The following is a 26,299-nucleotide window of genomic DNA, read 5'->3' on the forward strand; positions in this document are numbered from 1 at the left end:
TCGAATAGCGGACTTGACCTGCGGCGGAGCCGGGTCGCGGGTGTGAACCGGTCAGTGACGCAGCGTGCGGATGAGGTCGAGTACCTGTCGGGTCACCGGGCGGAGCACCCGCAGCCGCGACAACGCGACCAGCCGGTCGATCAGCGGCACCACGCCGTCGATCAACTGCCGGGTCTTGACCTGACCGGGTGACCGGTCGTGCACCCAGTAGAGGACGACGCCCATGTACGCCAGCCAGAGCAGCTCGGGCAGCTGCGGGCGCAACTCCGCGTCGACCTTGGCGGTCGAGCCGGTCAGCACCTCGGCGAACAGGTCGATCGCGGCCTGCCGGGGGCCGGACGACTCGGCGGAGAAGGGACTGAGCGGAGAGGTCGGCTCGGCCGCGGTCTTGAAGAAGGTTGCCGCGAACGCGTGTGACGGGGTCAGCACGTCGATCCCGGCATGCAGCACCCCGGCCAGCCGATCGGCGAACGCCTCCTTCCGGTCGAGCACCGGTTGGGCCTTCGCCCGGTGCTCGACCTGGGACTGGGCGTAGAACTCCTGGATCAGGTGGTCCTTCGAGCCGAAGTAGTAGTAGGCGTTGCCCACCGCGACGCCGGCTTCCTGCGCGATCGCCCGCATCGTGGTCTGGGCGTAGCCGCGCTCGCGGAACAGTCGCATCGCGGTGTCCCGGATCAGCTGCCGGGTCTGCTCGCCCCGGGCGGTCGCAGGTTCACCCGCAGTGGTCGTCGGCGCAGGTTGCTCGGTCATCGGGGTCACGGTATCCCGCCGGTTCGTCCATCGGCTCGGCCCACGGATCGCGAACCCGCTCCCGGATCGCGGAGGCGGTCGCCACCACCTGCCGGGCCAGCGGCAGCAGATGCGGCCGGGACAGCCGCTCGGCCGCCGACCGGTGGTCGGCCAACGCCCAGAGGCAGGCGAACCAGGCGCCGTCGCCCGCGTACACCTCGCCGGTGTCGGCCACGACGGTCAGGTCACGCAGCGTCGCGTCGTGGTCCAGGCCGGGGAAGCGCCGCCGGGCCTCGGTCGAGCCGGCCGGCACGAACTCCAGGGGTACGAGCTGGGCGCGGGACGCGAGCCACCGGCGGGCGGCCCGGCAGATCGGGCAGTTCGCGTCGAACAGGACGGTGAACCCCCGGACCCCACCGCCGGAGAACGCGGTGGGATCCGGAGGCCCGGCGGGCCCGCCGACCGGTCCGGCGGTCATCGGGTCACGGGGTTGGTCCCCGGCCCGTCGGCGCCGGGCTGCGCCGGGCGGGCCTGTGCGGTGCCCGGCTGTGGTCCCACCGGCTGCGCTCCCACCGGCTGGGGCCCGGTCGGGTAGGGCCCGACCGGCTGCGCTCCCACCGGGTAGGGCCCGGCCGGGTGTGCGCCGTGCGGTGCGGGCGGCATGGGGAGCCGGCCGATCGGTGCGATGGGCGGGTGCGTGGCGAGCTGGCGGAGTCGGTTGCGCCGGTAGCGGCCCAGTGCGAAGACGTTGAAGAAGTGCAGCGCGCCGAGCACCAGCAGCACCAGGCCGATCTTGAGGGACAGCTCCTCCATGGCCTCACTTGTGGTGAGCACCGGGTCGGGGTGCTTCATGGCCACCGTGACGTAGCCGAGGTTGAGCAGATAGAAGCCGACCACCAGGAGGCTGTTGACCGCTCGGGCGAGTCGTTCGTCGGCGAACACCTCCTCCAGGAAGACCTGCCCGTTGCGGGACAGCGCCCGCGCCACCCAGATGGTCAGGCCGACGCTGACCGCGAGGTAGATCACGTACATCCAGACCTTGATGTCCATGTGGACGCCTTCCTTGAACGTGTTCAACTACCGACGCCGTCAGCCTAGAGCGGGTATTGAACATGTTCAAGAAGAGGCGATCAGTGACTGTGGACACTGTGACGCGGCGCTGGGCGCGCGCCGTCCGGTCGAGCCCTGGAGCCCGACCGGACGGCGTCGAGGCTCAGTGAGCCAGGCCGAGGGCCTCGGCCGCCGCGCGGCCGTTGGCGTGGCTCGCGCCGTAGGTGGTGACGAAGGCGCGTACGCCCACTGGGCGCCACTGGGCCGGCCAGCCCATCTCCACCACGGTCACCGGGTGCTGGGCCGCCAGGTCGGCGATCAGTTCCGGGCCGCCGGACAGCCGGTGCAGGTGCCGTCCGACCAGCACGATGGGACGATCCCCGGCCAACCCGCGCAGCGTGGCCGGGTCGGTCTCGCTGGCGATCACCCGGATCTCCCGCGTGCCGTCGAGGTGCGGGCCGAGGCCCCACGGCACCCGTCCCTCGGCGATGGTGGACTCGGTGTGCAACTGCACCACCAGCGGCTCATCCAGGCCGGTGAGCACCCCCTCCACCTGCACCGCCCGGCGTGCCACCGCGTACCCCAGATCGGAGTCCGCGGCGGTCGGTGACCCGCCGGCGGCCCGGGTCCAGGCGGCGAGCGCGGCGGCGCGGCCGGCCGCCTCCTCGACCCGGGCGATCGGCAGCCGACCGTCGGCGGTCGCCTCGACGATCTCGGCGGCCACCCGCTCGACCAGCGCGGCGTCGACCTTCGCGCCGATGCAGAGCAGGTCGGCGCCGGCCGACAGGGCCCGGACCGCGGCCGGCCCGACACCTCCGGCGGCCACCGCGGCCCCCTTCATCTCCAGCGCGTCGGTGATCACCGTGCCGGTAAAGCCGTACTCGGTACGCAGCAGGTCGACCAGGACGGCCCGGCTGAAGGTGGCCGGGTCGTCATCGGTCAGCGCCGGCACCCGGATGTGCGCGGTCATCACGGCACGCGCCCCTGCGGCGACGACCGCGGCGAACGGCGGCAGGTCCCGCTGGCGTAGCAACTCCAGCGGTACGTCCACAGTGGGGAGTTCGTGGTGGGAGTCGGTGCTGGTGGCACCGTGGCCGGGGAAGTGCTTGGCGCAGGCCGCGACGCCGGCGGACTGCAGGCCGTTCACGGCGGCGGCCGAGTGGGCGGCCACCCGGACGGGGTCGGCGCCGAAGGAGCGGGTGCCGATCACCGGGTTGTCGTCGGCGGTGTTCACGTCGACGGTGGGGGCGAGGTTGACGGTGATGCCGAGCGCGGCCAGTTCGGCGCCGATCGACTGGTAGACCTGTCGGGTCAGCGCCACGTCGCCGACCGCGCCGAGTGCGGCGTTGCCGGGGTACGGGCTGCCGGTGGCATGTGCCAGCCGGGTCACGTCGCCACCCTCCTCGTCGATGGCGATCAGCACGTCCGCCCGGCCGGCGCGTAGCGCGGCGGTGCCCGCCGCCACCTGCGCGGGGTCGTGCACGTTCGTGCCGAACAGGGTGTGCCCGGCCAGCCCGTCGGCCACCAGGTCGACCGCCCAGTCCGGCGGGACCGGTCCCGGGTACGCGGCGAGCAGCGTGCCCAGCGCGAGCCGACGCAGTCCTGGATCGAGCCCCACGTGATCTCCCCCTTCGGTCCCCCGGGCACGAACGTCGTACCCGCGGTGGTCGTCGCCCTGCCGGGTCGGCCGAGCACTCTGCCTCGGGGTGGCCGTTACGCTACGGCTACCCGTTCGCAGGTCGGTTTACAGTTAGCAAAGTTTACTAAAACTAGAGGACGTGGCATGAGTGCGACCCGGCTGCCCGGCACCCCCCGCCTGTTGCGGGCGCTCAACGACCGCGCGGCGTTGGAACTGCTCCTGGAGCGTGGGCCGCTCACCCGGGCCCGGCTCGGCGAGCTGACCGGGCTGTCCAAGGTCACCGCCTCGCAACTCGTCGAGCGGCTGGAGGAGCGCGGCCTGGTCAGCCGGGTCGGCGAGCAGGCCGGCGGGCGAGGGCCGAACGCCCAGCTCTATGCGGTGCGTCCGAGCAGCGCCCACGTCGTCGGGGTGGACGTCGGGCCGGACCGCGTGGTGGCCGCCTGCGCCGACATCACCGGCGCCGTCATCGGCCGCGTGGAGCAGTCGACGCGGGACACCGACGATCCGGTGGGCGTGGTGCACAACGCCGTGGTGCAGGCCGCCAGCAGCGCTCAGGCGCAGCTCAGCAGCGTCCGCCGGATCGTGCTCGGCACGCCGGGCCTGGTCGATCCGCACACCGGCGACATCACCTTCGCCTTCAACCTGCCGCGCTGGCACAGCGGTCTGCTCGCCGCGCTGCGCGACGACCTGCACACGCCAGTGGTCTTCGAGAACGACGTCAACCTGGCCGCGGTGGCCGAGGCGCAGTCCGGCGCGGCACAGGGCGTGGCCGACTTCGTTCTCGTCTGGGTGGGCGCCGGCGTCGGCCTGGCGATCATGCTGGGTGGTCGCCTGCACCACGGCAGCAGCGGCGCGGCCGGCGAGATCGGCTACCTGCCGGTGCCCGGCGCGCCGATCCCGCGCGACGTCTCGCGGCGTGCCAAGCCGGCCTTCCAGCAGGTGATCGGCGGCGACTCGGTCCGCGCGGTGGCCCGCGAGCACGGCTACCCGGACACCGACGCCGCCGAGGCCGTCCGCGCGGCCGTCGCCGATGGCGCTGCCGGCGGCCCGATGCTCGACGAGCTGGCCCGTCGGCTCGCGCTCGGCGTGGCCAGCACCTGCGTGGTGCTCGACCCGCCGTTGGTCGTGCTGGCCGGGGAGGTTGGCCAGGCGGGCGGGGCGGCGCTCGCCGACCGGGTGCAGCGGGAGGTCGCGGCGATCACCCTGGTCCGGCCACGGGTGGTGCCCACCGGCCTCACCGAGGAGCCGATCCTGCGCGGCGCGCTGCGCACCGCCTTGGACGCCGTTCGCGACGAGGTGTTCGGCTCCACCGTCGGCTGAGCCCGCTGGGGCGGTCATGTGAAGGAATATTTCACCGCAGCCCGTCGAGCTGCAAGCTCTTGCCGGCTGTCGCCGGGCCCCGCGCGGCGAGCCGCCGGGTCACCCGGCGCGGTGCGGGTGACCCGGCCCGGCCCCTTTAGATCAGGTCGCGGCGACGGAACACGGCGAACGCCGCCACGGTCAACCCGCCGGTGATCACGAGCAGCACCACAAGCGCGGGCCCCCAGGTCAGGCTGTAGAAGCCCTCGCAGTAGCCGTTGCCGCTGTCGCCCCGACAGCGCTGCGCGTCCCAGAAACGGGCCTCGCCGTTGAGCCACGCTCCGATGTGGCTGGACAGCATCAGCTGGTCCGGCCGTCGGGCATCGACGATCTCCAGCACCAGCCGGGCGCCCAGCTCCCAGACCACCGCGTACGCGGCGGCCGCGCCGAGCGCCGCCGAGGTGTGCCGGCCCAGCGTCGCGATCGCGAAGCCCACGGCGGTGGCCAACAGCACCAGCACCAGGCCGCGGCCGTGCACGGCCGCCAGCGAGCGCCAGAAGTCGTCACCGAGCTGACCGGCCAGCCCGGCGGTCTGCCCGATCACCCAGAAGGTGGCCAGGTAGACCAGCGACGCCGCCACGGCCAGCGCCAACACCGTCCCGAGCAGGGTGCCCAGCTTCGTGGCGAGCACCGTCAGCCGACGCGGCCGCCACAGCAGCAGGTTCACCACCCCACCGGAGTTCAGGTCCGCCCCGATGTACGAGGCGCCCACCAGAAACCCGAACAGCACCAGGAACGCGATGAGGAAATACAGCAGCGGGCGGGCCTGCTGGGCGAAGCTGAACACCCCGGGCAGGTAGTCGGCCGCGATCGGCAACCGGTCCTGCCGGATGGGGTCCAGCTCCGAGCAGTCGTCCGGGAAGTAGTCGCCCGTGTCGTCGGGCGAGATCCCGGCGTCCTGCCGGGCCAGGCACTGCTGGTGGGTGGCCTCCATGTTCTGCCGCGCCGCGATGGCCTGCGCCCGCGCCGAGCTGAGCTCGTCGGCGGTCGGCCGGTGCGAGCCGGCCAGGGTGGTCGCCGCGGTGACGGCGAACGCCAGCGCCAGCAGGACGACCATGAGCTGCACGAAGCGGCGCGCGAACAGCCGCTCCAACTCGGCCCGGACCAGGTTCACGCGTCCACTCCCCGTACGTCGAGATCGATCACGGCGCCGTCGGCGCCGGACGGCGGCGCCCAGTCGTCGACCTGGCGGGGCACCGACGGATGCTCGCCGGCGCCGGTCAGCTCCAGGAAGACGCTCTCCAGATCGGGCCGGAGCGGCGTCAGCTCGCTCACCCACAGCCCCTGCTCGCCCAGCACCCGGCTGATGACCGTCGGATCGGTCGCCCCGCTCACCACCAGCGCGTCACCCTCGACGGCAGCCGTCAGCTCCGCCGCGTGCAGCAGCTCGGCGGCACGGACCGGCTCGGCCACCCGGACCAGGAACTCGTGCCGGTCGTGACCCGCCAGCACCTCGTCCACCCGGCCGGCCGCCACCCGCTGCCCGCGCGAGATGATCGTGACGTGGTCGCAGATCAGTTGGATCTCGCCCAGGATGTGGCTGGACACCAGCACGGTCACCCCGGCCGCCGCGAGCGACCGCATCAGGTCGCGCATCTCGCGGATGCCCGCCGGGTCGAGGCCGTTCGCCGGCTCGTCCAGGATGAGCAGCTGCGGATCCTTCAGCAGGGCGGACGCCACCGCGAGGCGCTGCTTCATGCCCAGCGAGTAACCCTTCACCCGCTCGTCGCCGCGGTCGCGCAGGCCCACCAGCTCCAGCGCCTCGTCCACGCGGGAGATCGACACCCCACCGGCGCGCGCCAGCAGCCGCAGCGTGCGGCGCCCGGTGAAGTTGCCGAAGAACTGCGGACTCTCCACGATCGCGCCGACCCGACCGGCCACCCGGGGCAGCAGCTCGGGCGACGGCTCGCCGAGCACCGTCATCCGCCCGCCGTCGGCCCGCACCAGCCCGAGCAGGGCGCGCAGCGTGGTCGTCTTGCCGGAGCCGTTGGGCCCCAGGAAGCCGTGGATCTGCCCGGCCTCGACCAGCAGGTCGAACCCGTCGACCGCCACCCTTTTGCCGTGGCGCACGCTGCGGAAGGTCTTGCGCAGACCCTCGATCTCGATGACCGCGCTCATCCGCGCGGCTTCGTACGTCGATCGGGCATGGGTCGTCCTCCGGCTGTGGTGATCAACGACACGGTGCCTCACCCTATGGCCGGGGCGCCGCCCATGGGGGGCGCCCCGGCGCTGCGTGGTTGGATGGTCGGGTGACTGGTGACCTGATCCCCGGCGCTGCCGGCGCCGCGCCTGCCGCCGCACCCGTGGACCCGGATCTGGTGGTCAGCCTCGACAGCGTCGGCGTACGCCGCTCCGGCACCGCGCTGCTGCAGGACCTGACCTGGCGGGTCGAGCTGGACGAGCGCTGGGTGGTGCTCGGCCCCAACGGCGCGGGCAAGACCACCCTGCTCAACCTGGCCGCCGGCCGGCTGCACCCCACCACCGGCGTCGCGCACGTGCTCGGTGAGCGCATCGGCCGCACCGACGTCAACGAGCTGCGTACCCGCATCGGGCTCTCCACCGCCGCGCTCGCCGAGCGGGTGCCCGCCGACGAACAGGTAAGCGACGTGGTGGTGACCGCCGCCTGGTCGGTGGTCGGGCGCTGGCGGGAGAGCTACGACCGCGGCGACGAGGCGCGGGCGCGGGCGTTGCTCAGCCAGCTCGGCGTCGGCAACCTCGCCGAGCGCCGCTACGGCACCCTCTCCGAGGGCGAACGCAAGCGCGTCCAGATCGCCCGGGCACTCATGACCGATCCGGAGCTGCTGCTGCTCGACGAGCCCACCGCCGGGCTCGACCTGGGTGGCCGCGAGGACCTGGTCACCCGGCTGGCCGAGCTGGCGTACGACCCGGACGCCCCCGCCATGGTGCTCGTCACCCACCACGTTGAGGAGATCCCGCCCGGGTTCACCCACGCGCTGCTGCTGCGCGAGGGCGCCGTCGTCGCCCAGGGTCTGCTCGCCGAGACGGTGACCGGCGACAACCTCTCCAAGACCTTCGGTCTGCCGCTGGTGGTCGAGCGGTCCGGCGACCGCTACACCGCGCGCGCCGCCTGAGCGGGCGACCGTGTCGCAGACCCGGGTGGTGGTGGTCGGCAGCGCCAACATGGACCTGGTCGCGATGGCGCCGTCGCTGCCCCGACCGGGCGAGACCATGCTCGGCACCGAATTCGTGATGGTGCCCGGTGGCAAGGGCGCCAACCAGGCCATCGCCGCGGTCCGGGCCGGCGCCTCCTGCGCCTTCCTGGGCGCGATCGGCTCCGACGCGTTCGGCGTGACGCTGCGGGCCCGGATCACGGCGGCCGGCGTGGACACCGGCCACCTGCGGGTGGTCTACGGCACCTCCGGTGTGGCGCTCGTGATGGTCAACGCGCAGGGGGAGAACGCCATCCTGGTCACCCCCGGCGCGAACGACGCGCTGGTCGGCCTCACCGACGAGGAACTGGCGACGGTACGCGGGGCGGACGTCCTGGTCGCCCAGCTGGAGATCCCGGTGCAGACGGTGACCGCCGCCGCGCTGGCCGCCCAGGCCGCCGGCACCCGGGTGATCCTCAACGCCGCACCGGCCCGGGACCTCCCACCGGAGCTGCTCGGGGCGGTGGACCTGCTGGTCGTCAACGAGGGCGAGGCGCAGGCGTTCACCGGTCGGGGCCGCGAGGAGCCTCGCGCGCTGCTCGACCTGGTGCCCCGCGCCGTTCTCACCCTCGGTGACGCGGGCGCCTGGTACGTCGACCGCGACGGCGCCGAGGTGCACGTGCCCGCGGTCCGGGTCGACGTGGTCGACTCCACAGCGGCCGGCGACGCGTTCACGGCCGCGCTGGCGGTCGGCTGGGGCGAGGGGCGGGACGTCGTCGACGCGGTGCGCTGGGCGGCGGCGGCCGGCGCGGCCTGCGTACGCAAGCTCGGCGCCTCGGTGGCACTGCCGCAACGCGCCGAGATCGACGCGCTGTACGCGCCGGGCTGACCCGTCGGCGAGCACCGCGACGTCGACGCGCCCGGCCACGTCACGCCGGCCGGCCGGCTCCCGTCCGGAAGGCCCGCCGGTACGCCGACGGTGACGTCAGCATGATCCGCCCGAAGTGGTGGCGGTAGGTGACCGGGGTGTCGAAGCCCACCGCGCCGGCGATCTGCTCGATCGGGGCTTCGGTCTCCTCCAGCAGCGCCAGACTGGCCCGGACCCGCTGGTCGATGAGCCACCGGATCGGGCTGGTCCCGGTGGCTCGGGTGAAGTGCCGCAGATAGGTGCGCGGTGACATGTGTGCCCGCCCGGCGAGCCGGGCGATGCTCAGCGGCTCGGCGAGGTGCGCGAGCGCCCACTCGATGCTGGCGGCGATCCGGTCGTCGCCCGGGTCGGCGGTCACCGGCGCCTCGACGAACTGGGCCTGTCCGCCGTCGCGGTGCGGAGGGATCACCAACCGGCGGGCGACCGCGTTGGCGATGGCCGCGCCATGGTCACGCCGCACCACGTGCACGCTGAGATCGAGTCCGGCGGCACTGCCGGCGCTGGTGAGCAGGTCGCCGTCATCGAGGTAGAGCACGTCCGGGTCCACCTCGACGCGCGGGTACCGCCGCGCCAGCAGCTCCGCGTACCGCCAGTGGGTGGTGGCCCGCCGCCCGTCCAGCAGCCCGGCGCCGGCCAGCGCGAACGCGCCCGAGCAGATCGACATGATCCGGGCACCGCGTGTGTGCGCCCTGCGCAGCGCGGCCACCAGCGCGGGCGACGGGTCGGCGGTCACGTCCGGCACGCCGGGCACGATCACCGTCCGCGCCGCCGCCAGCTCCGCCAGGCCGTACGGGGTGTGCAGGCTGACTCCGCCGACCACCGGGACCGGCCCCGGCTTCTCGGCGCAGATCACCAGGTCGTACCAGTCGACGTCGAACTCGGGGCGGGGCAGCCCGAACACCTCGGTGACGATGCCGGTCTCGAACACCGACATTCCCGGGTACGCGAGCACGGCGACGCGGTGACCGGCGGCCGGCTGTCGCGGCGTCGGCAGCCGGCGCGCACTTTTCGGCATGGCGGGATGTTAGCGCAGGACGTCGTTCCCGCCACTCGTCCCGGCCGCCGGGCACGGCCACGATCAGTGTCATGACCTTCACCTTCGCCGTCCCGCCAGCCGCTCCGGACGCCGCAGCCGCCCACTTTCTCGCCCGACTCAGCGTCCAGACCGATGTCAGTGACGTGCACGCCGACCTGGCCGCCCGTACCCCCGGGCTCGTGGTGGTCGACTCCCGGGGGGTGACCGGCTGGGCGCAGGGGCACCTGCCGGGAGCGGTGCACCTGCCCACCGCCGAGATCGCCGCCCGGGCGCCTGGCCTGATCCCCACGGGTACGGCGGTGGTCACCTACTGCTGGGGGCCGGGCTGCAACGGGGCGACCCGGGCGGCCCTGGAGTTCGCCCGGCTCGGTATTCCGGTCAAGGAGATGCTCGGCGGGTTCGAGTACTGGGTACGGGAGGGGCTGCCGGTGGAGACGGAGAACGGGCTGACCCGGCGTCCCGTCGACGATCTGACCGCACCGAGGGCGACGATCACCTGCGACTGCTGATCCGGCTACGGCCCGCCAGACGGGGCGTGGGTTCAGCCGGCGGGTTCGTCGCTGAGCTTCTCGCCGCGTCGCCGCAGCATGCCGAGGCCGGGGATGCCCGCCACGGCGAGCTTGAGATCACGGGTGACGTCCAACAGGTCGTGCAGGTCGGGCCCGACCCGGTCCAGCGTCGCGAGGATCGGCAGGATGTCGGCGGTCAGGTGCTCCTTGAGCTTGGGCAACTCGTCGATCAGGTGGATCGCCGCGGTGATCTCCTCGTGGCTCAGCTCCTCGACGAACCTCCCGGTCATCGGCGCGGCCCGCCGCAGCGCCGGCTCGTACGCCGCCAGCAACTCCGCCGCCGTGGTCGCCGCCTGCGCGGCGGTGCCCACGGTGACCGCGGCGCTGCCGGCCACCGCCTCGGCCTCGGTGACCACCGTGCCGGCGACGTGCGCGACCTTCTCGGCCTCGGTGACCACCACGGCGGCGGCCGTCGCCACCTCGCTGGCGGTGTCGATGGCGGTGGTCGCGGCGGCGCTGATCACCGCGACCTCGCGGACCGCCGCCTCGGCGTCGGTGAGCACCGCATCGGTCCGGTCCAGGGTCGTCTCGATCCGATCCACCACGCCGTTGATCCTGGCCAGCAGCGCTTCCACCCCGTCGAGCACCGCGAACGCGCGGGCGGGCACGGCGGCGAACGAGGCTGCCGAGCCGAGCGCCTGGTCGAGGGCGGAGCGGGTCAGGCCGACCACGGCGGTCGGTGTGGGGAGGGGAATCGCCATGGGACCAAGTGTGCGTCGGCCCCGCCACAACCGCTCGCGGGCGACCGTCGGCGCGGCCTGCGGCGGTAGGGTGCCGGCATGTCGGCCCCCTCGCCGCACCACCCGCCGAGCACCCGGGCGGCCGTCCTGCTCGCCGTGCTCGCGGCGCTGGCCGCCGCGCTCGGCACGGCGGTGCTGGTCCGCGCGGACGCCGGCCTCTCCGTGCGGCAGGTCACCGTCGGCGGCGTGCCGATGACCGAGGTACGCGCCGGCCCGCCGACACCTGACGCGCGGCGGCCCGGCGTGGTGATCGCGCACGGATTCGCCGGCTCGGCGCGGCTGATGCGCCCGATAGCCGACACCGTGGCCCGCCGGGGAGCGGTGGCGCTGCTGTTCGACTTCGCCGGGCACGGCGCGAATCCGGCCCGACTCGGCGCCGACATGCCACCCGCGACGCTCGCCGCCAACCTGGACGCCGCGGTCGGATACCTGCGCGCCCAGCCGGATGTGGACCCGGCCCAGATCATGCTGGTGGGACACTCGATGGGCGCGGGCGCGGTGACCCGGTACGCGGCCGGGCACCCGGAGATCGCCCGGACCGTGGCGATCTCGCTGCCCGACGCCGGCGAACTGCCTCCGGGCCACCCGGCGGAGCTGTTGCTCATCGTCGGCGGCGCGGAGTTCCCCGCGTTCCGGCGCGCGGCCGACGACGCCGTGCGGCGCGGGGCGGCGGTGGGCCGACGGCCAGCGGTGGTGGTGCCCGGTGTGGAGCACATCTCGGTGCTCTTCGCCCCGCGTACCCACGAGGAGATCGCCGACTGGCTGCCCAGCGTCGACGGGGCCGCGTCGCCCCGACCGCTCGTCCGGCTCGCCGGGGCGGGGCTGCTGGTGTTCGCGTTCGCCGTCGGCGTCGTCCCGTTGGCGGCCCTGCTCCTGGGCCGGCGGGCCGGCGGGGGAACGGCGGCGGCGGGAGGCGGGGCGCCGCTGCGTGGTCTCGCCCTGCTCGGGCTGGCCGTCCTCGCGAGCGGTCTCGCGGCGGCCGTCGCGGCCGTCCTGCCGACCAACCGTCTCCCGCTCGCGGTCGGCGGTTACGTCACGGGCTTCCTGCTGGTCAGCGGGGTACTGGTGGGCGGTGGCCAACGCTGGCTGCCCGCCGCGACGCGAGCGCCCGGCGTGGCCGTCGACGAGACCGGTCGTCGTACGCCGGCACGGACCGCCGTCGCGGCGCTGGCGCTGACGGCGTACGCGATTCTCGCCGTGGCGCTGCCGATCCACCTCGGACTGACCTCGGCGCTGCCGGTCGGTGCCCGCTGGTGGCTGCTCCCGCTGGTGGTCGCCGCGTGCCTGCTGTTCCTGCTGGGCGTCGAGCAGGTCGCGGCCGGCCGGACCTGGCGTCGCCTGCTGGTCGTCGCGATCACCGTGCTCGTGTTGAGCACGTCGGCGGTGCTCGGCCCGGCACCCGGGTTCGTGCTGCTGGTGGTGCCGTTGTTCGCCGTGCTGCTCGGCTGGCACGTGCTGTGGGCGGCGGTGCTGCGCCGGTACGCGACCCCGCGCTGGCTGCCGGCCCTCGTGGGCGCCGTCCTGGTGGGCTGGCCGATCGCCACCACCCTGCCGTTGCGCTGACCAGGTGCTCCGCCCGGCGTGGGGTCTAGCGGTCGGCGCGGGCGACGCGCAGCGCCCACCAGATCAGTGGCACCTGCATCGGCACCCGGCCGTAGGCGATGGCCCGTTTCGACGGCCGCCGGTGCCGCCAGTCCACCGCCATCTTCACGTTGGCCGGCAGCACGGCGACGAACAGCGCGGCGGCGGCCCGACCGCCGGCCCGTCGGGTGGCGGGGTGCGCCACCGCCGCCGCCACCGTCAGCTCGGCGATCCCGCTGGCGTACGTCCAGAAGCGGGCCGGCCCGGGCAGCGCACGCGGCACGATCGGGTCGTAGAAGCCGGGGCGCAGCAGGTGGGTGACGCCGGCCGTGGCGAGCAGCCCGGCGAGCGCGACGGCCTCGCCGCGACGGGTGGTCATCGATGGTCCCCCTGCTGTTCGACGGCGCGTTGCACGGCCCGGTAGATCTGCCCGAACCGTAGCGCGTCCGGCGTGCGCAGCAGCATGTGCTCCTGACCGTGGTGCTGCACCCACAGCTCGTGCACGTGGCTGCCGCGCTCGTACGAGCGGTCCAGCCAGCCGAGGGGAATCTCCAGGAACGGGGCCAGTGCCAGCGCCCCCACCGCACAGGCGGCCAGGATGATCAGCGCCAGCTGCCAGTTGCCCCGATCCTGTGCCGACCAGGCCAGCGAGACGACGCAGACCAGCGCGACGAGGGGCGGCAGCGACAGCAGCACGACCAGCACACCGCGACCCAGCACCCGGCCGCGTACGGCGAGGGTCTTCTGCCCTCGTTCGTGCCAGACGAACGTCACGTCGGGCAGGGCGATCACCTGACCGCCCGCCCGGATCGACTCGGAGGTCACCTGCACCGCGTCGTCCCGGTAATAGAGGGTCATCACTAAGCCTAACCACCGACAGGCAACCCGCGCGCCTGCGCGGCGGCGACAACGGCCGCGATCCCGAACGAGATCTTGGACAGTTTCCGTCAGCGGTTGACGGAAACTGTCCAAGATCCGCGAAGGGAGGCGGGCTAGCGGCGGGCGGGCTGGGTGTGCTCCATCGCGCGCTGCACCGCCCGGTAGATCTGCCCGAAGCGCAGCGCGTCGCCGGTGTGCAGCAACCGCACCGGCTGGCCCCGCCAGCGGGCCCAGATCTCCATCTGCCGGCTGCCCCTGGCGTACGAGCGGTCCAGGTGTTCGAAGAGGAAGTCGGCGACCGGGCCGACGGCCAGCCCGACCAGCACCGAGGCGCCGACGATCGCGATCGTCACGGTGGGGGAGCGGTGCAGCCAGGCGGCCAGGCCGATGCCGAGCACGGCCGCGACCAGCGGGCCGGCCAGCGCGGCGCCGAGCGCGCCTCGCCCGACCAGCACCCGCCAGGAGCGGCTGCCCCGGCGGTGCCAGACCATGGTGATCTCGGCCAGCGAGTAGCTGCGGCCGTCGACCTGGACGGCGGTGGAGGTGACCTGCACCGACCTGTCGTCGTAATACGTGATCATGGCTGGACTCCCGCCCGCGGGGCTGACACCACACTACTTACCCCAACGAGCCGGGTCGTAAGGTTGGCACGCGACTTCGACGAGGAAGTGAGGGCAGCGTGGGCGAGTTCGTTCGGCTGGAGACCAGGGACGGCATCGGCACCATCCGGCTGGAGCGGCCGCCGATGAACGCGCTCAACACCCAGGTGCAGGAGGAGTTGCGCGCCGCCGCCACGGCGGCCACCGCCGACCCCGAGGTCCGTGCCGTCATCGTGTACGGCGGGGAGAAGGTCTTCGCCGCGGGCGCGGACATCAAGCAGATGGCCGAGATGTCCTACGTGGACATGGCCGACCGGGCGGCTGCCCTGTCCAGCGCGCTCGGCGCGATCGCGCGGATCCCCAAGCCGGTGGTCGCCGCGATCACCGGGTACGCCCTCGGCGGGGGCTGCGAGCTGGCGCTGGCCTGCGACTGGCGGGTCGTGGCCGAGGACGCCAAGCTCGGCCAGCCGGAGATCAAGCTGGGCATCATCCCCGGTGCGGGCGGCACCCAGCGGCTGGCCCGCCTGGTCGGTCCGGCGCGGGCGAAGGATCTGATCATGTCCGGGCGGATGGTGGACGCTCAGGAGGCGCTGCGGATCGGCCTGGCCGACCGGGTCGCCCCGGCCGCCGAGGTGTACGACGCGGCGGTCGCGCTCATCACGCCGTACCTCAATGGGCCGGTGCAGGCGCTGCGCGCGGCGAAGCTGGCGGTCGACGGCGGCCTGGACATGGACCTGAACTCCGGCCTGGCCTGGGAGAGTCAGCTCTTCGCGGCGCTGTTCGCGACCGACGACCGGCGCGAGGGCATGGCGGCGTTCGTCGAGAAGCGCAAGCCGGACTTCACCGGCCGCTGACGATTAGCCGAGAACGGTTCACATTGCTCCTACCGGCCAGTAGCGTGGGGCCTCGGTCATGAGCGACGAAGGGGAGCGGCGAATGACGGAGCGGATCGAGGGTCACGGCGGAGAGCTGGCCCTCGCGGCACTACGCGCGCACGGCGTACGGGAGATGTTCACGCTGTCCGGCGGGCACGTCTTCCCGCTGTACGACGCCGCGCACAAGGCCGACTTCCCGATCTACGACGTCCGGCACGAGCAGTCCGCGGTCTTCGCCGCCGAGGCGGTGGCCAAGCTCCAGCGCCGTCCCGGCCTCGCCGTGCTCACCGCCGGCCCCGGTGTCACCAACGGCATCTCGGGCATGACCAGCGCCTTCTTCAACGCGTCCCCGGTGCTGGTGCTCGGTGGCCGGGCACCCGCCTTCCGGTGGGGGTCGGGCAGTCTCCAGGAGATGGACCACCTGCCGCTGGTCGCCCCGGTCACCAAGCACGCCGAGACGGTGTTCAGCACCGACGACATCCCGCGTGCGGTGGGCGCCGCCCTCACCGCCGCGCTCACCCCGCACCGGGGCCCGGTCTTCCTGGACTTCCCGCTGGAGACGGTCTTCTCGGTCGCCGAGACCGACCTGCCCGCGCCGTCCGGCGTCGACGCCGTCGAACCGGACCCGGACGAGGTCAGCCGGGCCGCGACGCTGATCGCCGGCGCGCAGCGGCCGGTCATCATCGCCGGCTCGGACGTGTACGCGGGCGACGCGGTGGCGGCCCTGCGCGAGGCCGCCGAGGCGTTGCAGGTGCCGGTCTTCACCAACGGGATGGGCCGCGGCTCCCTGCCCCCGGAGCACCCGCTCGCCTTCGCCAAGGCCCGCCGCGCCGCGCTCTCCGGCGCCGACGTCGTCGTGGTGGTCGGTACGCCGCTGGACTTCCGGCTCAGCTTCGGCGACTTCGGCGACGCCAAGGTCGTGCACATCGTCGACGCGCCCAGTCAGCGCGCCACGCACGTGCAGCCGGCCGTCGCCCCCGCCGGTGACCTGCGCCTGATCCTCTCCGCGCTGGCCGACCACGCCGGTGACCGGGCCGACCACAGCGGCTGGATCGCCGACCTTCGTACCGCCGAGGACGCGGCCCGCGCCCGCGACGCCGCCGAGATGGCCGCCGAGACCGACCCGATCCGACCGGCCCGCGTCTACGGCGAGCTGCGCAAGGTGCTGGCCCGCGACGCGATCACCATCGGTGACGGCGGCGACTTCGTCTCGTACGCCGGTCGGTACCTGGAGCCGGCCCAGCCCGGCACCTGGCTGGACCCGGGCCCGTACGGCTGCCTGGGCACCGGCATGGGCTACGCGATGGGCGCCCGGGTCAGCCACCCGGACCGGCAGATCTGCGTGCTGATGGGCGACGGCGCGGCCGGGTTCTCGCTGATGGACGTCGAGTCGCTGGTCCGGCAGAAGCTGCCGGTCGTGATCGTCGTCGGCAACAACGGCATCTGGGGGCTGGAGAAGCACCCGATGCGGGCCATGTACGGCTACGACGTCGCCGCCGACCTCCAGCCCGAGCTGCGCTACGACACGGTGGTCAGCGCGCTGGGCGGCGCGGGGGAGATGGTCACGAAGGCCGCCGACCTTCAGCCGGCCCTGCAGCGGGCGTTCGACGCCGGAGTGCCGTACCTCGTCAACGTGCTCACCGACCCGACCGACGCGTACCCCCGCTCGTCGAACCTGGCCTGAGTCGCACCCGCCGCCGTCGCCCCTCGCGGGCGGCGGCGGTGCGGCGTCTTCCCGCAGTTAAATACGCGGAATGTCAGCGTCGGTCGACGTAACGTCAGCGCGGGAACGGCGGGATGTCAGACCTGTCGCCCATGGTGGTGTCATCACCCGCAGACGACAGGAGTTGCGATGGACCACGCGATCCGCGCCGAGGGTCTGGTGCGGCGTTTCGGCGCCACCACCGCCCTCGCCGGGGTTGACCTGGCGGTCCCGACAGGGACGGTCTTCGGTCTGCTCGGGCCGAACGGCGCCGGCAAGACCACTGCGGTACGGGTGCTCGCCACCCTGCTGCGCGCCGACGAGGGACATGCCACGGTGGGCGGCTTCGACGTGGTCCGCGACGCCCACCGTGTGCGTCAGCTGATCGGCCTCACCGGCCAGTACGCCTCGGTCGACGAGACCCTGACCGGCGCGGAGAATCTGCTGCTGATCGGGCGGTTGCTCGGTCTCAGCCGGGCCGACGCCAAGCGGCGGGCCCGGCAACTGCTCGACGACTTCGGGCTCAGCGATGCTGCCGATCGGGCCGTGAAGACGTTCTCCGGCGGGATGCGGCGGCGACTGGACCTCGCCGCCAGCCTGGTCGGCCGGCCGCAGGTGCTGTTCCTCGACGAGCCGACCACGGGCCTGGACCCGCGCAGCCGCAACGACCTGTGGGACATCGTCCGCACGTTGGTCGCGGACGGGGTGACGGTGCTGCTCACCACCCAGTATCTGGAGGAGGCCGACCAGCTCGCCGGCGAGATCGCCGTGGTCGACCACGGGCGGGTGATCGCCCAGGGCACGCCGGAGGAGCTGAAGGCGAAGATCGGCGGGCAGACCCTCACCGTGCGCCCGGCCGACGTCGCCGATCTCGGCACCGTGGTCGCCATCGCCGGCGAGGTGGCCGGGGTGACCCCCGAGGTCGCGCAGAGCGCGGTCACCGTCGCGGTGAACGACCCTCGCGTGCTGCCCGTCATGGTGGGCCGCCTCGACGCGGCCGAGATCCCGGTCGCCGAGCTGGCGCTGCGCGGCGCGAGCCTGGACGAGGTCTTCCTCTCCCTCACCGGCCATCGGGCCGAGGACGCCCCGGCCGACACCGACCTGGAAAGGACCCCGGCATGAGCGCCGTGACCCTCAGCCCCGCGCTCGCCCCGACCCGTCGACTCAGCGTCGCCGCCGGGCTGCGGCACACCTTCACGCTGGCCTGGCGCAGCCTGGTGCAGATCAAACACAACCCGATGGAGCTGCTCGACCTGAGCATCCAGCCGGTGATGTTCGTGCTGCTGTTCACCTACGTCTTCGGCACGGCCATCGCCGGCTCGTCCGGCGAGTACCTCACCTTCATGCTGCCCGGCATCATGGTGCAGAACGCGCTCTTCGCCACGATGACGACGGGGTTCGGGCTGAACAACGACCTCACCAAGGGCGTCTTCGACCGGCTGCGGGCGCTGCCCATCGCCCGGTGGGCGCCGCTGGCCGGCCGGATCCTCGCCGACACCGTCAAGCAGGCGTGGTCGATCGCGCTGCTGCTCGGCGTCGGGTCGATCCTCGGCTTCCGGGTCGGCAACGGCGTACTCGGCGTGGTGGGGGCGTTCGCGCTGCTGCTGGCGTTCACGCTGGCCGCGTCCTGGATCTCGGTGCTGGTCGGGGTGCTGGTGAGCGAACCGGACAAGGTGCAGATCTTCGGCTTCATGGTGATCTTCCCGCTGACCTTCACCAGCAACATCTTCGTCCCGACCGACCGGATGCCGGGCTGGTTGCAGAACTGGGTGGAGGTCAACCCGGTGACCGTGGTGGCCGACGCGCTGCGGGGTCTGCTGGTCGGCGGGCCGGTGGCCGGCCCGGTGCTCCAGACGCTGCTGTGGGGCGCCGGCATCGCGGTGATCTTCGCGCCGCTGGCCGTACGCGGCCTCAGGCGCCGAGTCTGAGTGGCGTACCGGCCGGGCCGCGTCTCACACCTCCGGCCGGTCACCCTCACGGGGCGGCTCACCGTCGCGGCGGCGCAGGTCGTCCTCCCGCCGGCGCAGGTCCTCCTCCCAGCGACGGAAGAGTTCCTGGTCCTGCTGACGCGCGCGGTCCTGCACGGAGCGGAGGAACTCCGGGTCGTCGTCGGGAGCGAGCGGACGGCGCGGCTGCCGTTCGGTGGAGCCGCCGCCGGCCGGCCACGCCCTGCGGGCCGCGGGGTCGGGCTCCCGGCCGGCGACGAACCAGGCGATCGACCCGACCAGGGGGAAGAACAGGATGATCAGCACCCAGGCGATCCGGGGCAGGGCGCGGATCTGACCCTCCTCGGCGGAGAGGCAACTGATCAGCGCGCAGACGGCGAGGACAATCTGCACCAGGAAGAGGAGGACGTACAGCCGGGCCATGCACCCATCATGGCGCACCGCGTCGCGTCACCACAGTCCGCGAACCGTCGCCAGCACGCCGAGCAGCGCGAGCCCGACGGTGCCCAGCGCGACCAGCGGCAACGTCCGGCCGCCGGTGCGGGCCGCCCCCGTGCCGGTGCCGCGGGGCCAGCAGAGCACGAGCACGCCGCCCCAGACCAGGACGGCCGCACCGGCGACCAGCGCTCCGAACCCGCCGCCGTTCGACGCCAACCGGACGGCGAGCGCGGTCACCACGGTCAGCGTCAGCAGGGTGCGCCGCCAGGCCAGCCGGGTCCGCTCCGGTTGCAGCCCGGGATCGCGTCCGGCGCTCACCGTCCGCCGATCGCGCGCGCCAGCACCGCGATGACCAGCAGCACCGCGCCGGCGCCCACGGCGAGGGCGAGGACGGCGGGGAAGCGGGAGGCGGGCAGCTCCTGGCCGAGCCGGATGGCCCGTTCGGTACGCGCCCAGTGGTCCACCGCGCGGATCGCGACGGCGCCGCCGAGCAGCAGCAGCGCGACCGCGATGACCTCCCGCAGGTGGCTCATCGGCAGCTGCGGCAGGAACTGCGCGGCGGCCAGCCCGCCACCGACGAGCGCCAGGCTGGTGCGTAGCCAGGCCAGGAAGGTTCGCTCGTTGGCCAGCGAGAACCGGTAGTCCGGTGTCTCACCGACGGCGCGCGCCTCGGCCGGGTCGAACCATCGCCTGATCACCTCCCACATGCTGGGAGATTATCCACTTCCCCGGGGCCTTAGCCTGGTGTGGTGACGGATCTTGATGTGACCACGCTGCGCACCGCCTACGACAACCAGCTCCGCCCGGATATCCCCGACCCGGTTCCGGCGGGGGTGACGGTGGAGCGGGACGGGCCGCTGGTCCGGATCATCGGGCTCGACGCCGGGGGGTTCCTCACCTACCGCGACCTGGGCGGGTTGACCGGCGACGCGCTGGACGAGCTGATCGCCCGGCAGGTGGCGCTGTTCCGCGAGCGCGGCCAGTCGGTCGAGTGGAAGCTCAACGGGCACGACGAACCGGCGGACCTGGCGGACCGGCTGCGCGCCGCCGGCTTCGTGCCGGAGGACCGGGAGACCGTCGTGGTCGGGCCGGTCGCGCCGCTGGCCGCCGCGCTGCCCGTCATCCCCGAGGAGGTACGCCTTCGTGAGGTGACCGCGCGCGCCGACCTGGAGCGGATCGCCGCCATGGAGGAGGAGGTCTGGCAGGAGGATCGCTCGCACCTCGTGTGGGGTCTGGCCAAGGAGATCGACGCCGACCCGCACTCGATCACCATCGTGGTGGCGGAGGCGGACGGCACGGTGGTGAGCGCCGGCTGGGTGCGCTTCCCGGCGAAGACCGGCTTCGCCACCCTGTGGGGTGGCTCGACCCTGCCGCAGTGGCGTCACCGGGGCATCTACCGGGCGCTGGTCACCTACCGGGCCCGGCTGGCCGACCAGCGAGGCCGGACGCTGCTGCAGGTCGACTGTTCCGAGGACAGCCGGCCGATCCTGGAGCGGCTCGGCCTCGTCCCGGTCACCACCACCACCCCGTACGTCTACACTCCGTGATCATGGAGCAGCGGTTGACGGACGAGGAGCGCCTGACCCTCAAGACGGGCGCCTTCGGTGCGGTCTTCCTGGTCTCGAACGCCGACCCGGGGATGCTGGGCGTGATCCGGGAGAGCGTGGCCGCCTCCGGCGCGCTGGCCGACGCGAGTGGCGTGGTCAAGGAGGCGCTGACCACCGGTCCGCTGCCCCGGCTGCCCCGGGACTCCCAGCTGGAGATCGAGTCGGTGGTGTTGCCGGCGCTCGGCCGCGCGGTGCGGATCCTGCGGGAGAAGTCGCCGGCCGACGTCGAGGCGTACCGGTCGGTGGTGTTGACCGCGGCGGACCGGGTGGCCCGCGCGCACGACGGGGTGGCCCCGGCGGAAGCCGCCGCCCTCGACCAGATCCGGGGTGCGCTGGCCGACCCGGCCTGACCGCGCCGCGTGTCGGTGAGCTGTGTCACTCTGAGTGCCCGGTGGCCGCAACCTACTGGCAGGTAACATTGCGTCGTGGGCAACTGCACAGCAGCCCGCGGTTGACCGGGCGTCGACCGACGCGCGAGGCTGCGGCCCAACCGGGCGAGCCAATCGCAACACCACACAGGAGGGTCGTCGAAGCGCGATGAATATCGTCGTACTCGTCAAGCAGGTGCCTGATTCGGGCGCGGACCGCAACCTGCGCAATGACGACAACACCGTCGACCGCGGTTCGGCGAACAACGTGATCAACGAGATGGACGAGTACGCCATCGAGGAGGCGCTGAAGATCAAGGAGGCGCACGGTGGCGAGGTCACCATCCTGACCATGGGTCCGGACCGGGCGACCGAGTCGATCCGCAAGGCGCTCTCCATGGGCCCGGACAAGGCCGTGCACGTGGTGGACGACGCCCTGCACGGTTCCTGCGCCGTGGCCACCTCGAAGGTGCTCGCCGCCGCCCTCGGTCAGCTGAACGCCGACCTGGTGATCTGCGGCGCCGAGTCCACCGACGGCCGGGTGCAGGTCATGCCGCACATGATCGCCGAGCGGCTGGGCGTCGCGGCGCTCACCGGCGCCCGCAAGCTCACCGTCGACGGCGCCACGCTGACCGTCGAGCGGCAGACCGAGGAGGGCTACGAGGTCGTCACCGCCTCCACCCCGGCCGTGGTCTCCGTGTGGGACACCATCAACGAGCCGCGCTACCCCTCGTTCAAGGGCATCATGGCGGCCAAGAAGAAGCCGGTGCAGACGTTCTCCCTGGCCGACCTCGGCGTCGCACCGACCGAGGTGGGCTTCGACGGTGCGACCAGCGCCGTCGTCGAGCACACCAAGCGTCCGCCGCGCTCCGGCGGCGCCAAGATCACCGATGAGGGCGAGGGCGGCGTCAAGCTGGTCGAGTTCCTCGCCACCGAAAAGTTCGTGTGAGAGCGGGTCTGGACATGTCTGAGGTTCTCGTCGTCGTCGAAGCCACCAAGGAATTCGGCGTCAAGAAGGTCACCCTGGAGATGCTCACCCTCGCCCGTGAGCTGGGCACCCCGAGCGCTGTCGTGCTCGGTGGCGCCGGCGCAGCCGAGGCGCTGAGCGCCAAGCTGGGCGAGTACGGCGCGGAGAAGATCTACGCCGCCGAGGGTGACGAGATCGACGGCTACCTGGTGGCCCCCAAGGCCACCGTGCTGGCCGAGCTGGTCAAGCGGGTGCAGCCGGCCGCCGTGCTGCTGGCGTCCGCCCAGGAGGGCAAGGAGATCGCCGCCCGGCTCGCCGTCAAGCTCGACAACGGCATCCTGACCGACGTGGTCGGCCTGGCCGCCGACGGCACCGCCACCCAGGTCGCCTTCGCCGGCTCCACGATCGTCAAGTCCAAGGTCACCAAGGGTCTGCCGCTGGTCACCGTCCGGCCCAACTCGGTCACCCCGGCCCCGGCCGCCGCGAGCCCGGCGATCGAGCAGCTCACCGTGTCGGTCACCGACACCGACAAGCTGGCCAAGGTCGTCGAGCGGGTCGCCGAGCAGAAGGGCTCCCGCCCCGAGCTGACCGAGGCCGGCGTGGTCGTCTCCGGCGGCCGTGGTGTCGGCAACGCCGACAACTTCAAGCTGGTGGAGGAGCTGGCCGACCTGCTCGGCGGCGCCGTCGGCGCGTCCCGCGCGGCGGTCGACTCCGGCTTCTACCCGCACCAGTTCCAGGTGGGCCAGACCGGCAAGACGGTCTCCCCGCAGCTCTACGTCGCGCTCGGCATCTCCGGCGCCATCCAGCACCGGGCCGGCATGCAGACCTCGAAGACGATCGTCGCTGTCAACAAGGACGGCGAGGCCCCGATCTTCGAGTTGGCCGACTTCGGCGTGGTGGGCGACCTGTTCAAGATCGTCCCGCAGGCCGCCGAGGAGATCCGCAAGCGTAAGTGACCGTGAGACAAGGAAAAGTGGCCGCCCGGCGCCGGGCGGCCACTTTTTCGTCGGGAGCTGATCGGCGGGCCGGGGAGCTGAGCCGGCCCGCCGATCAGCCCGTCAGGGTGCCTCTCAACAGGCTGTCGCCGGAGTGGCGGGTGTTGTTGTCGTACTTCTCGGCGGAGACGTCGACCACCGAGTAGCTCTTGAGGTCGACGTTCGGAGGCAGGGGCAGCAGAGCGTCCGAGTCACCACCGAGGGTGCCGATCGAGAACATCTCCATGTTCGTCGGGTTGATGAGCCAGACCTCGTAGTACCCAGGCACGCGCGGGAGATTCGCGACGTGCAGATGCAGTTGGCCGTTCTGCAGAATCCGCGCGTCACCCTGGGCCGACTTCGGCGTCGAACCGAAGGCAGTCAGGGGCGCGCTGGCCAGCACCGCGGGCGTCGGAGCGGGCGCCGGCTCGTCCGGGCGCAGCACCGAGACCGTGCCCACCACGCCGATCGCCGCCGCCGCGACAGCGGTCACCGCGGTGGCCGCCCAGCGCGACCAACCGGCACGCCGCCTGGCCCGTGACCTGCCGCCCGATTCGGGGCCCGCGACACCCGACGCCGTAGGCCCGGCCGGCGAGCCGCTCGGCCGTTGCCCGATCGTCGCCTGTTCGGCGGCCTGCTGCCGCCGGGCCTCGGTCAGCGACGGCACGGCCTCGGCCGCCCTGATCTCGGCGGCGATGCCCTGCCAGATGTGCTCCGGCGGGTCGGGCAGGTCACCGAGGCTCTGCGTCTCCACGCCGAGCCCGGCCACCTGCCGCAGGGCCGTCAGCTCCGTGCGGCAGTGCCCGCAGGTGTCGAGATGGGTGCTCTCCCCGTTGTCCGCATCGCTCTCACCGAGCGCCAGAAAAACCAGCCGCTCGTGCTCCAGGTGCTGCACCGTCCACCTCCCATCTGCGTTTCAAGCTCGCCATGCCGCGCCGGATGTGACTCTTCACGGTGCCCAGCGGCACCCCGGTCACTGTGGCTATCTGCTGGTGTGTCAGGTCGTCGTAGAAGGCCAACTCCAGCATGCGTCGTTGGTCGTCGGGCAGGCGTGCCAGCTCGTCCGCGATGACCAGCCGGTCCACCACCCGGTCCGGGTCCGGCGTCGTCTGTGCCGGCTCGGGCAACTGCCGGACCGTCTCCACCACGCGGGTCTCCCGCGCCGTGGCCCGCATCCGGTCGATCACCTTGCGCCGGCCGATGCCGAGCAGCCAGCCGATCAACGACCCCTTGGCCGGATCGAAGGTGTCCCTTCCCAGCCAGGCGGCCACGAACGTCGCCTGCGTCACGTCCTCGGCGTCGGCGCGGTTGGCCAGCATGGACGTGGCCAGGTGGAGTACGGCACGGCCGTAGCGGTCGTACGCCTCGCGCAGCGCCACCTCGTCGCCGGACCGGAACCGGGGCGCGAGGTCGTCCACCGGTGGCTCCGGTTGCTGCGGTAACGCCGTCATCGGGCGTCCAGCCTTCGATGGGGCATGCCCGACTGTAGCTGCCACAGCCTCCGCCCCACTCTCCCGGTCGATGTCATCTCACCAGCTCTTCGTCCGCCGGGCCCGATCCGGATGCGGTCGTGGCCGGAAAAAGAAATCGCGTCGAAGGCGCATCCAGCCGTCGCGGAGCCGGCGTAACCCGTTCTGCAAGCCAGGCCTGACGAATCAGCACCAATCACCAGGAGGCAGACATGCAGCTCTCGTACTTCCGTCGGGTCGCCGCGGGCGGCGCCGTCGCCGCGTTGGCCTTCGCCGGCGTCGCCGCGTTCACCGCCAGCCCCGCGTACGCCGCCACCTCGAAGGTCTCGGTCGTGCACGGCATCCCGGACACCCCGGTCGACGTCTACGTCAACGGCAAGAAGACGCTCAACAACTTCAAGCCCGGTGACGTGGCCGGCCCGCTGAACCTGGCCGAGGGCGAGTACGACATCGCCCTCACCAAGCCGGGCGAGCCGATCGGCAGCGCGATCCTCAAGGTCGACAACGCCGAGGTGCCGGGCGGGGCGAACATCAGCCTCGCCGCGCACCTCGACGCCGCAGGCAAGCCGAAGATCACGCCGTTCGTGAACGACGTCTCGAAGGTCGACGCCGGCAAGGCCCGGCTGATCGTCCGGCACACCGCCGCCGCCCCGGCGGTCGACGTGCGTGCAGGTGGCACCCCGGTCTTCAAGGGCCTGACCAACCCGAAGGAGGCCAAGGGCGACGTCGACGCCGGCACGGTGAAGGCGGACGTGGTGCTGGCCGGCACCGACACCGTGGCCATCGGCCCGGCGGACCTCAACCTCAAGGAGGGCACCGCGACGATCGTCTACGCGATCGGCTCCGCCGAGGACAAGACCCTCGACGTGGTGGCCCAGACGATCACCGGCCTGCACTCCGCCCCGGGTGGCGTGCCGAGCGGTGACGGCGGCCAGGCGGGCACCGGCGTGCAGACCTGGTGGTACGCGCTGACCGGTGCCGGCGTACTCCTGCTGCTTGGTGGTGGGGTGCGGATGGCGACCGCGCGGACCGGTCGCAAGTGACGGTGCGCAACCGCGGCGCGCTGGCGGCCCTGGCCGCCGGCGTTGCCGCGCTCACCGTCGCCACCCTGGTGGCGTGCAACTCCCAGCCGGCCGAGAACGTCGGCGCCGAGGAGGCGAGCACGCTGGCCGCCAGCGCGACCCCCTCGGCCGTCGGCGGCGACCCGTCGGTGCCGGTGACCGCCGGCGAGCTGCCCGCCGGCGCCGGGGTCGTCCCTCCGGTCCGGCTGGTGATCCCCGGGATCGACGTCACCGCCACGGTCAACGCGGTCGGCATCAACAAGCGGACCAACGAGTTCGAGGTGCCGCCCAGCGTCGATCAGATCGGCTGGTACCGCTACGGCCCCGGCCTTGAGGCGGGCGCCGGTTCGGTGGTCATCGCCGGTCACGTGGACAGCGCCAAGCAGGGCCGGGGGGCGTTCTTCCGGCTGCGCGAGCTGGACCAGGGCGACACCCTGACCGCGACCGGCAGCGACGGCAAGGCGCGAAAGTACCGGGTCGTCGCCCGGGAGGAGTACGCCAAGACCAAGATCCCGCTGGAGCGGTACTTCGCCCGCGACGGCAAGCCGCGACTGACGCTGATCACCTGCGGCGGGCCGTTCGACGCCAAGGCCCGCAAGTACCGCGACAACATCGTCGTCACGGCGGTGCCCGCCTGACCGGGCGGTCGCGACGTGCCGGGGTGGGGGAATCC

31 protein-coding genes are annotated in these 26,299 nt (G+C 72.9%); 15 read left to right on the forward strand and 16 right to left on the reverse strand.

Annotated features, from left to right (window positions below; all coding sequences use genetic code 11):
* Positions 1–51: 51 nt before the first annotated feature.
* The 4 genes from ACFYPH_RS04800 to ACFYPH_RS04815 all read right to left on the reverse strand — a co-directional run bounded on the left by ACFYPH_RS04800 (position 52) and on the right by ACFYPH_RS04815 (position 3,397).
* A complete protein-coding gene (locus ACFYPH_RS04800) occupies positions 52–750 on the reverse strand; it encodes a TetR family transcriptional regulator (RefSeq protein ID WP_354855192.1) in 699 nt (232 codons plus the stop codon).
* Positions 713–1,207, reverse strand: coding sequence for a DCC1-like thiol-disulfide oxidoreductase family protein (locus ACFYPH_RS04805; RefSeq protein ID WP_354855193.1), 495 nt, complete (start codon positions 1,205–1,207; stop codon positions 713–715). The genes ACFYPH_RS04800 and ACFYPH_RS04805 overlap by 38 nt, the downstream gene beginning before the upstream one ends.
* A complete protein-coding gene (locus tag ACFYPH_RS04810; RefSeq protein WP_387179012.1) occupies positions 1,204–1,779 on the reverse strand; it encodes a hypothetical protein in 576 nt (191 codons plus the stop codon). Before ACFYPH_RS04810 ends, ACFYPH_RS04805 begins: the two co-directional genes overlap by 4 nt.
* A 163-nt stretch (positions 1,780–1,942) precedes the next feature.
* Positions 1,943–3,397, reverse strand: coding sequence for a glycoside hydrolase family 3 protein (locus tag ACFYPH_RS04815; RefSeq protein ID WP_387179015.1), 1,455 nt, complete (start codon positions 3,395–3,397; stop codon positions 1,943–1,945).
* Positions 3,398–3,562: 165 nt separating this feature from the next.
* Between ACFYPH_RS04815 and ACFYPH_RS04820 the strand changes: the two genes are divergently transcribed.
* Positions 3,563–4,738 (forward strand): ROK family transcriptional regulator, encoded by a 1,176-nt coding sequence (locus ACFYPH_RS04820; RefSeq protein WP_354855196.1) that lies wholly within the window; start codon positions 3,563–3,565, stop codon positions 4,736–4,738.
* Between the two features lie 136 nt (positions 4,739–4,874).
* Here ACFYPH_RS04820 and ACFYPH_RS04825 read toward each other — a convergent pair whose 3' ends face one another.
* Positions 4,875–5,891 carry an ABC transporter permease subunit gene (locus ACFYPH_RS04825; RefSeq protein ID WP_387179018.1) on the reverse strand — a complete coding sequence of 339 codons (1,017 nt, stop codon included), beginning with the start codon at positions 5,889–5,891 and terminating at the stop codon, positions 4,875–4,877.
* Positions 5,888–6,895, reverse strand: a complete 1,008-nt coding sequence (locus ACFYPH_RS04830) for an ABC transporter ATP-binding protein (RefSeq protein WP_387179021.1) — start codon at positions 6,893–6,895, stop codon at positions 5,888–5,890. Before ACFYPH_RS04830 ends, ACFYPH_RS04825 begins: the two co-directional genes overlap by 4 nt.
* A gap of 131 nt (positions 6,896–7,026) precedes the next feature.
* Between ACFYPH_RS04830 and ACFYPH_RS04835 the strand changes: the two genes are divergently transcribed.
* Together ACFYPH_RS04835 and ACFYPH_RS04840 are read left to right on the forward strand one after the other, a co-directional pair.
* Positions 7,027–7,869, forward strand: a complete 843-nt coding sequence (locus ACFYPH_RS04835) for an ABC transporter ATP-binding protein (protein WP_234581363.1) — start codon at positions 7,027–7,029, stop codon at positions 7,867–7,869.
* A gap of 10 nt (positions 7,870–7,879) precedes the next feature.
* Positions 7,880–8,776 carry a ribokinase gene (locus ACFYPH_RS04840; RefSeq protein WP_355066961.1) on the forward strand — a complete coding sequence of 299 codons (897 nt, stop codon included), beginning with the start codon at positions 7,880–7,882 and terminating at the stop codon, positions 8,774–8,776.
* 40 nt (positions 8,777–8,816) lie between these two features.
* Here the strand turns inward: ACFYPH_RS04840 and ftrA are convergent, their stop codons facing one another.
* Complete coding sequence (ftrA, locus tag ACFYPH_RS04845; protein WP_387179025.1) at positions 8,817–9,830, reverse strand: transcriptional regulator FtrA; 1,014 nt, start codon at positions 9,828–9,830, stop codon at positions 8,817–8,819.
* Positions 9,831–9,901: 71 nt separating this feature from the next.
* On the opposite strand from ftrA, the gene ACFYPH_RS04850 reads away from it, so the two are divergent.
* A complete protein-coding gene (locus ACFYPH_RS04850; RefSeq protein WP_387179027.1) occupies positions 9,902–10,360 on the forward strand; it encodes a rhodanese-like domain-containing protein in 459 nt (152 codons plus the stop codon).
* Between the two features lie 32 nt (positions 10,361–10,392).
* On the opposite strand, the gene ACFYPH_RS04855 is transcribed toward ACFYPH_RS04850, so the two are convergent.
* A complete protein-coding gene (locus tag ACFYPH_RS04855; RefSeq protein WP_354855201.1) occupies positions 10,393–11,121 on the reverse strand; it encodes a hypothetical protein in 729 nt (242 codons plus the stop codon).
* A gap of 78 nt (positions 11,122–11,199) precedes the next feature.
* Between ACFYPH_RS04855 and ACFYPH_RS04860 the strand changes: the two genes are divergently transcribed.
* Positions 11,200–12,723 (forward strand): dienelactone hydrolase family protein, encoded by a 1,524-nt coding sequence (locus ACFYPH_RS04860; RefSeq protein ID WP_387179031.1) that lies wholly within the window; start codon positions 11,200–11,202, stop codon positions 12,721–12,723.
* A gap of 25 nt (positions 12,724–12,748) precedes the next feature.
* On the opposite strand, the gene ACFYPH_RS04865 is transcribed toward ACFYPH_RS04860, so the two are convergent.
* The 3 genes from ACFYPH_RS04865 to ACFYPH_RS04875 form a co-directional block, all read right to left on the reverse strand.
* Positions 12,749–13,120 (reverse strand): hypothetical protein, encoded by a 372-nt coding sequence (locus ACFYPH_RS04865; protein WP_363936841.1) that lies wholly within the window; start codon positions 13,118–13,120, stop codon positions 12,749–12,751.
* Positions 13,117–13,599, reverse strand: coding sequence for a DUF6232 family protein (locus ACFYPH_RS04870; RefSeq protein ID WP_387179034.1), 483 nt, complete (start codon positions 13,597–13,599; stop codon positions 13,117–13,119). Before ACFYPH_RS04870 ends, ACFYPH_RS04865 begins: the two co-directional genes overlap by 4 nt.
* 134 nt (positions 13,600–13,733) lie before the next feature.
* Positions 13,734–14,201: a DUF6232 family protein gene (locus tag ACFYPH_RS04875; protein WP_354855204.1), complete on the reverse strand. Its 468-nt coding sequence runs from the start codon at positions 14,199–14,201 to the stop codon at positions 13,734–13,736.
* 98 nt (positions 14,202–14,299) lie between these two features.
* Here ACFYPH_RS04875 and ACFYPH_RS04880 point away from each other — a divergent pair, with 98 nt between their 5' ends.
* From ACFYPH_RS04880 to ACFYPH_RS04895, 4 genes are all read left to right on the forward strand, one after another.
* The gene (locus tag ACFYPH_RS04880) at positions 14,300–15,073 is read left to right on the forward strand and encodes an enoyl-CoA hydratase-related protein (RefSeq protein WP_355066966.1); all 774 of its coding nucleotides are present in this window, start codon (positions 14,300–14,302) and stop codon (positions 15,071–15,073) included.
* A gap of 82 nt (positions 15,074–15,155) precedes the next feature.
* Positions 15,156–16,778, forward strand: a complete 1,623-nt coding sequence (locus ACFYPH_RS04885; RefSeq protein WP_387179038.1) for an acetolactate synthase — start codon at positions 15,156–15,158, stop codon at positions 16,776–16,778.
* A 168-nt stretch (positions 16,779–16,946) separates the two neighbouring features.
* Positions 16,947–17,918: an ATP-binding cassette domain-containing protein gene (locus tag ACFYPH_RS04890; protein ID WP_354855207.1), complete on the forward strand. Its 972-nt coding sequence runs from the start codon at positions 16,947–16,949 to the stop codon at positions 17,916–17,918.
* On the forward strand, positions 17,915–18,724 hold the full coding sequence (locus tag ACFYPH_RS04895) for an ABC transporter permease (RefSeq protein WP_355066968.1): 810 nt from the start codon (positions 17,915–17,917) through the stop codon (positions 18,722–18,724). The genes ACFYPH_RS04890 and ACFYPH_RS04895 overlap by 4 nt, the downstream gene beginning before the upstream one ends.
* 24 nt (positions 18,725–18,748) lie before the next feature.
* Here the strand turns inward: ACFYPH_RS04895 and ACFYPH_RS04900 are convergent, their stop codons facing one another.
* Genes ACFYPH_RS04900 through ACFYPH_RS04910 form a run of 3 tightly spaced genes read right to left on the reverse strand, consistent with a single transcriptional unit; the run spans position 18,749 to position 19,887 of the window.
* Positions 18,749–19,165 carry a PLD nuclease N-terminal domain-containing protein gene (locus tag ACFYPH_RS04900; protein WP_355066969.1) on the reverse strand — a complete coding sequence of 139 codons (417 nt, stop codon included), beginning with the start codon at positions 19,163–19,165 and terminating at the stop codon, positions 18,749–18,751.
* Positions 19,166–19,192: 27 nt separating this feature from the next.
* A complete protein-coding gene (locus tag ACFYPH_RS04905) occupies positions 19,193–19,498 on the reverse strand; it encodes a DUF202 domain-containing protein (RefSeq protein ID WP_387179043.1) in 306 nt (101 codons plus the stop codon).
* Entirely contained in the window at positions 19,495–19,887 is a 393-nt protein-coding gene (locus ACFYPH_RS04910; RefSeq protein ID WP_354855211.1) for a DUF202 domain-containing protein, read from the reverse strand. The genes ACFYPH_RS04905 and ACFYPH_RS04910 overlap by 4 nt, the downstream gene beginning before the upstream one ends.
* A 42-nt stretch (positions 19,888–19,929) precedes the next feature.
* On the opposite strand from ACFYPH_RS04910, the gene ACFYPH_RS04915 reads away from it, so the two are divergent.
* The 4 genes from ACFYPH_RS04915 (at position 19,930) to ACFYPH_RS04930 (ending at position 23,078) form a co-directional block, all read left to right on the forward strand.
* Positions 19,930–20,727 carry a GNAT family N-acetyltransferase gene (locus ACFYPH_RS04915; RefSeq protein WP_387179046.1) on the forward strand — a complete coding sequence of 266 codons (798 nt, stop codon included), beginning with the start codon at positions 19,930–19,932 and terminating at the stop codon, positions 20,725–20,727.
* A complete protein-coding gene (locus tag ACFYPH_RS04920) occupies positions 20,724–21,137 on the forward strand; it encodes a hypothetical protein (RefSeq protein WP_355133249.1) in 414 nt (137 codons plus the stop codon). Before ACFYPH_RS04915 ends, ACFYPH_RS04920 begins: the two co-directional genes overlap by 4 nt.
* A 187-nt stretch (positions 21,138–21,324) precedes the next feature.
* Complete coding sequence (locus tag ACFYPH_RS04925) at positions 21,325–22,104, forward strand: electron transfer flavoprotein subunit beta/FixA family protein (RefSeq protein WP_344357351.1); 780 nt, start codon at positions 21,325–21,327, stop codon at positions 22,102–22,104.
* A gap of 14 nt (positions 22,105–22,118) precedes the next feature.
* Positions 22,119–23,078, forward strand: coding sequence for an electron transfer flavoprotein subunit alpha/FixB family protein (locus ACFYPH_RS04930; protein WP_354855214.1), 960 nt, complete (start codon positions 22,119–22,121; stop codon positions 23,076–23,078).
* Positions 23,079–23,172: 94 nt separating this feature from the next.
* On the opposite strand, the gene ACFYPH_RS04935 is transcribed toward ACFYPH_RS04930, so the two are convergent.
* Both ACFYPH_RS04935 and ACFYPH_RS04940 read right to left on the reverse strand, forming a co-directional pair.
* The gene (locus tag ACFYPH_RS04935; RefSeq protein ID WP_387179050.1) at positions 23,173–23,991 is read right to left on the reverse strand and encodes an anti-sigma factor; all 819 of its coding nucleotides are present in this window, start codon (positions 23,989–23,991) and stop codon (positions 23,173–23,175) included.
* Positions 23,945–24,547, reverse strand: a complete 603-nt coding sequence (locus ACFYPH_RS04940; protein ID WP_354863259.1) for a sigma-70 family RNA polymerase sigma factor — start codon at positions 24,545–24,547, stop codon at positions 23,945–23,947. The genes ACFYPH_RS04935 and ACFYPH_RS04940 overlap by 47 nt, the downstream gene beginning before the upstream one ends.
* A 230-nt stretch (positions 24,548–24,777) precedes the next feature.
* On the opposite strand from ACFYPH_RS04940, the gene ACFYPH_RS04945 reads away from it, so the two are divergent.
* Both ACFYPH_RS04945 and ACFYPH_RS04950 read left to right on the forward strand, forming a co-directional pair.
* A complete protein-coding gene (locus ACFYPH_RS04945) occupies positions 24,778–25,608 on the forward strand; it encodes a DUF4397 domain-containing protein (RefSeq protein ID WP_355066974.1) in 831 nt (276 codons plus the stop codon).
* The gene (locus ACFYPH_RS04950; protein ID WP_354863261.1) at positions 25,605–26,264 is read left to right on the forward strand and encodes a class F sortase; all 660 of its coding nucleotides are present in this window, start codon (positions 25,605–25,607) and stop codon (positions 26,262–26,264) included. Before ACFYPH_RS04945 ends, ACFYPH_RS04950 begins: the two co-directional genes overlap by 4 nt.
* The last annotated feature ends 35 nt before the right edge of the window (positions 26,265–26,299 follow it).

Origin of the sequence: Micromonospora sp. NPDC005252 (assembly GCF_042872475.1) — a bacterium.
Taxonomy (GTDB): Bacteria; Actinomycetota; Actinomycetes; order Mycobacteriales; family Micromonosporaceae; genus Micromonospora.

Excerpts from the sequence above, each read along its gene's own strand:
- ACFYPH_RS04930 (WP_354855214.1), top strand. The coding sequence starts at position 22,119 with ATGTCTGAGGTTCTCGTCGTCGTCGAAGCCACCAAGGAATTCGGCGTC.
- ACFYPH_RS04855 (WP_354855201.1), bottom strand. The coding sequence starts at position 11,121 with ATGGCGATTCCCCTCCCCACACCGACCGCCGTGGTCGGCCTGACCCGC.
- ACFYPH_RS04895 (WP_355066968.1), top strand. The coding sequence starts at position 17,915 with ATGAGCGCCGTGACCCTCAGCCCCGCGCTCGCCCCGACCCGTCGACTC.
- ACFYPH_RS04885 (WP_387179038.1), top strand. The coding sequence starts at position 15,156 with ATGACGGAGCGGATCGAGGGTCACGGCGGAGAGCTGGCCCTCGCGGCA.
- ACFYPH_RS04860 (WP_387179031.1), top strand. The coding sequence starts at position 11,200 with ATGTCGGCCCCCTCGCCGCACCACCCGCCGAGCACCCGGGCGGCCGTC.
- ACFYPH_RS04800 (WP_354855192.1), bottom strand. The coding sequence starts at position 750 with ATGACCGAGCAACCTGCGCCGACGACCACTGCGGGTGAACCTGCGACC.
- ACFYPH_RS04805 (WP_354855193.1), bottom strand. The coding sequence starts at position 1,207 with ATGACCGCCGGACCGGTCGGCGGGCCCGCCGGGCCTCCGGATCCCACC.
- ACFYPH_RS04810 (WP_387179012.1), bottom strand. The coding sequence starts at position 1,779 with ATGGACATCAAGGTCTGGATGTACGTGATCTACCTCGCGGTCAGCGTC.
- ACFYPH_RS04830 (WP_387179021.1), bottom strand. The coding sequence starts at position 6,895 with ATGAGCGCGGTCATCGAGATCGAGGGTCTGCGCAAGACCTTCCGCAGC.
- ACFYPH_RS04910 (WP_354855211.1), bottom strand. The coding sequence starts at position 19,887 with ATGTGGGAGGTGATCAGGCGATGGTTCGACCCGGCCGAGGCGCGCGCC.
- ACFYPH_RS04945 (WP_355066974.1), top strand. The coding sequence starts at position 24,778 with ATGCAGCTCTCGTACTTCCGTCGGGTCGCCGCGGGCGGCGCCGTCGCC.
- ACFYPH_RS04900 (WP_355066969.1), bottom strand. The coding sequence starts at position 19,165 with ATGGCCCGGCTGTACGTCCTCCTCTTCCTGGTGCAGATTGTCCTCGCC.
- ACFYPH_RS04875 (WP_354855204.1), bottom strand. The coding sequence starts at position 14,201 with ATGATCACGTATTACGACGACAGGTCGGTGCAGGTCACCTCCACCGCC.
- ACFYPH_RS04925 (WP_344357351.1), top strand. The coding sequence starts at position 21,325 with ATGAATATCGTCGTACTCGTCAAGCAGGTGCCTGATTCGGGCGCGGAC.
- ACFYPH_RS04850 (WP_387179027.1), top strand. The coding sequence starts at position 9,902 with ATGACCTTCACCTTCGCCGTCCCGCCAGCCGCTCCGGACGCCGCAGCC.
- ACFYPH_RS04870 (WP_387179034.1), bottom strand. The coding sequence starts at position 13,599 with ATGACCCTCTATTACCGGGACGACGCGGTGCAGGTGACCTCCGAGTCG.
- ACFYPH_RS04820 (WP_354855196.1), top strand. The coding sequence starts at position 3,563 with ATGAGTGCGACCCGGCTGCCCGGCACCCCCCGCCTGTTGCGGGCGCTC.
- ACFYPH_RS04865 (WP_363936841.1), bottom strand. The coding sequence starts at position 13,120 with ATGACCACCCGTCGCGGCGAGGCCGTCGCGCTCGCCGGGCTGCTCGCC.
- ACFYPH_RS04890 (WP_354855207.1), top strand. The coding sequence starts at position 16,947 with ATGGACCACGCGATCCGCGCCGAGGGTCTGGTGCGGCGTTTCGGCGCC.
- ACFYPH_RS04940 (WP_354863259.1), bottom strand. The coding sequence starts at position 24,547 with ATGACGGCGTTACCGCAGCAACCGGAGCCACCGGTGGACGACCTCGCG.
- ftrA (WP_387179025.1), bottom strand. The coding sequence starts at position 9,830 with ATGCCGAAAAGTGCGCGCCGGCTGCCGACGCCGCGACAGCCGGCCGCC.